Origin of the sequence: Agromyces sp. NPDC052230 (assembly GCF_040679595.1) — a bacterium.
Lineage (GTDB): Bacteria > Actinomycetota > Actinomycetes > Actinomycetales > Microbacteriaceae > Agromyces.
The window spans coordinates 1-3103 of sequence record NZ_JBFAVC010000019.1; the positions used below are offsets into that span (position 1 = coordinate 1).

Here is a 3103-nt window from a genome sequence, read left to right on the forward strand (position 1 = left end):
GTCGTGGTCGTGGTCGTAGTCGTCGTGGTGGCGTGCAGCCTCGCGGGCGCTGCGCCCTCGCCAGGTTCGACCGGGTTCACAGGAACGGTGACCGTCACCGTCTGAGTGGCCTCGTCGTGGAAGCTCGCCAGCGGGACAGGACGGCACTCTGGTGTCGCCTCGGCTGTGGTGTCGCAGTTCGGCACCCACATGGCTTGCAGGCGGGACGCCCAGTCACCGCCGCCGATCCCGGCGAACGCGTCATATGCGACCGTCAGCTCGACCGACTGTTCACCAGCCGCAGGGGTGTCGGATGCGTCTGCGACCTCGAGGAGCACCCCGGTCACGCCCTCGTCCTCAGTGCTCGCCTGATCGATGAGCTTCAGCGAGACCCGCTCCGGCGTCGCCTCCCCCGCGACCGGTGCAACGGTGACCGACAGTCCACCCAACTCGACCGGCACCCCGGCGCCCGGCGCCACGGTGCTTGTCAGGTCGGCGGTCGTCTCAGCAGCGGTCGGGAGATCAGCTGGCAACGTCAATGGGACCAGCGGCTCGCCCGGATCCTCACCTGCACCCGACAGCGGCACCGACACAGCCGGGACATCCGGGTCGAGCGTTGCACTTGCTGCGGCGAGATTCTGCGAGCGGGACTCATCGATCACCCCAGACGTTGCAGCCTGCGCAGCCGACGACCACGCCGCACCCATCAGGCCCGGGTCCACACCCAACACCACCACCAGGCCCCCGGCAACGATCAACATGAGCCGTTCGCGCACACGCACCCCGTCCGTGGTCATCCATCCACCTCTGCGAAGCCCGTAGGCGTTTCTGCCCGGCATCATTGCCCGCTCACCGTCGGGTCCACCGCGGTGAACGCTGACGCACCCTGGCCGAAGTCCTCAACCTCAGCTCCCTGACACAGGCGGCGTAACTTCGCCGCGTCCGCGACGTGACCGGAGAACAACCGCACGTTATCGATCTGACCCGGCCACCAGTTCCCCGCGGTATTCGCGGATAGGCCACGGCCGATCGCAAACACACCCGGCGACTGCCACGCCGCACCACCCCGCACAACTGGGCCGCTCGGGATCGGCTCCCCGGTCGCCAACCGATCAGGAGTGCCGACCTCGCAAACCCACAACCGCACCGTCCCTGCCGTCGCGTCATGCTCACCGACCAGATGCACCCACTCACCTGCGGTGACATCGTTCGAGGTGGCAGCCGTCACGGTTGTTCCGGAGCTCGTGTCGGGCATGCTGAACGACCAGCAATCCGTCCCAGCACCGTCACAGCTCGACCGGTACCCCAACCGGAACGCGGACTGAGAAAGCCCGTCCTGCGACAACACCGTGTAATCGCCCTGGCCGACCTTCGCGGGATCCAGGCGAACGTGCGCGGACACCGTGAACGATTTCGATGTGTCCAACACCGGTCCGCCGCTCACGGCCGCATCATTCACGCCGTCAAAACTCAACGCCCAGTCGTTCCCGCGCGATCCGAACAACTGATGCGGACCCGCAACCCAGCTAGCGCCGGTGATGCTCAACGGGCCGGCACCCTTCGGACCCGAATCGGCTGAGCTCGTCCCGGTGTTCTCGTCGAGCTTCCAGATCACATCCTCAACCGGGGCCGCGACCTTGATCCGGTACTCCCGTTGAGGCGACACGTTCCCAGCACGGTCGATGGTCTTTACATACAGCGTCACGGGCCCGGAACTCACCGGATCGAACGACACCGTGGCGCTTGCACTCTGGCTAACCGTCACGCTCTTCATCGCCGCCGGATCCCCGAACGAGTACAAGAACTTCACCACATCTGTCGACGTCCCCGGGCTCAGCGTGAACTTGCCCAGCATCCCGACCCCGCCACGCTCAACGTCCGCTTGGTAGACCGCTTCGATCCCTGTGCCTGATGCCACCGGGGTCACAGTTGGTGTGACCGGTAGCTGTGTGTCCACAGTGAACTCGCACCACACGGAGAATGGCGAAAGCCGTGCCCAGTCGCCGGCTTGGACTCGCCAGGCGTACGTGCCGCCATGCGACAGAAGGCCTGCACCCACCGTGGAATGGAACCGGGTCCCGGACTGAGCTTCCCACTCGACGGCGGCCTCATTCCAGATGTTCACGGATGTGTTCGCTGTGGACACGACATAGAACCGTGAATTCACGATTCCACCATCCGGATCGCTGACGATCGCCGACAGCGTCGGCGTCGTCGAGTTGATGAACGGGCGGCCCGCTCCTGTCGCGCACGAGGAGTTGACCGGATTCGTCAACATCAACTGGGATGGTGCGTCCGGTGGGCGGTTGTATGTGATCGACAGGGTGGCGTCGTGGCGGAACCGCTTCCATCCCGTCATCGTGGACTCGTCCCGAGCTTTCAGTCCCAACGGCAGCGTCGACCAGTCGTACTCGGCGAAATGCTGCGCCGCTGATGTGGCATCGAACGACCGGTATCCCGTGTTTCCGCAGCTGGCGTTGTGGTACTCGGTGCGCGAACTGTACCGGGTGTCCTGGCTCCAGTTGTGCGAACCCCAGCTCTGACCCGCCGAGACTCCGGCCAACAGCACATGCATATCCGTCGTCGTCGCCGCGCACGAGTATGAATGGACGCCGTTCACGGTGAACGTTGCGCTGGTGATATCGGCCCCGGTCATACCCCGAATCGTGTCGAGACCGCTGAACTCCCAGATCAGCCGCTGGGTGAAGACAGTGTTGCAGGAGGACGCCGTGCAATATCCGTCGCCCTCGCCGAGCATCGTCGAGCTGATATCTCCCCAGTTGTACAGTGTGCTGGTGTAGCCGCCGGTTCGTATTGCGATCCACTCTGCCGCCGGGTGAGCGTTGAACGCCGGGTCGATGTACACCGGCCAGACCGTGTCCCGCGCTGACAGCATGGCTTCATCGGGGTCGACCACTACAGACCCTGCCTCCACGCGCAGTCCCATCGGGGCAACCCGGTCACCGGGCAAAGGCGCCGCCATACGATCGTCCACCACACCGATCGCGCCCGTCGCTCCCCTGGCCTCGAGGCGCTCAGGCCGTGAAACCTTGGACGCCGCGGAGTCCCACATCACCGGCGGCGGTATCACGAAGTGCACTCCACCATCAGCATCGACGACCTG

Annotated in this window: 2 protein-coding genes; both read right to left on the bottom strand. The window is 65.1% G+C overall.

What is annotated here, in order from left to right; all coding sequences use genetic code 11:
- The coding region (locus AB0K73_RS20790; protein ID WP_360519576.1) for a hypothetical protein at positions 1-755 on the bottom strand (755 nt) is incomplete at its 3' end.
- Positions 756-817: 62 nt separating this feature from the next.
- Positions 818-3103 (bottom strand): LamG domain-containing protein (locus AB0K73_RS20795; RefSeq protein ID WP_364775818.1); only part of this gene is annotated, 2286 nt, incomplete at its 5' end.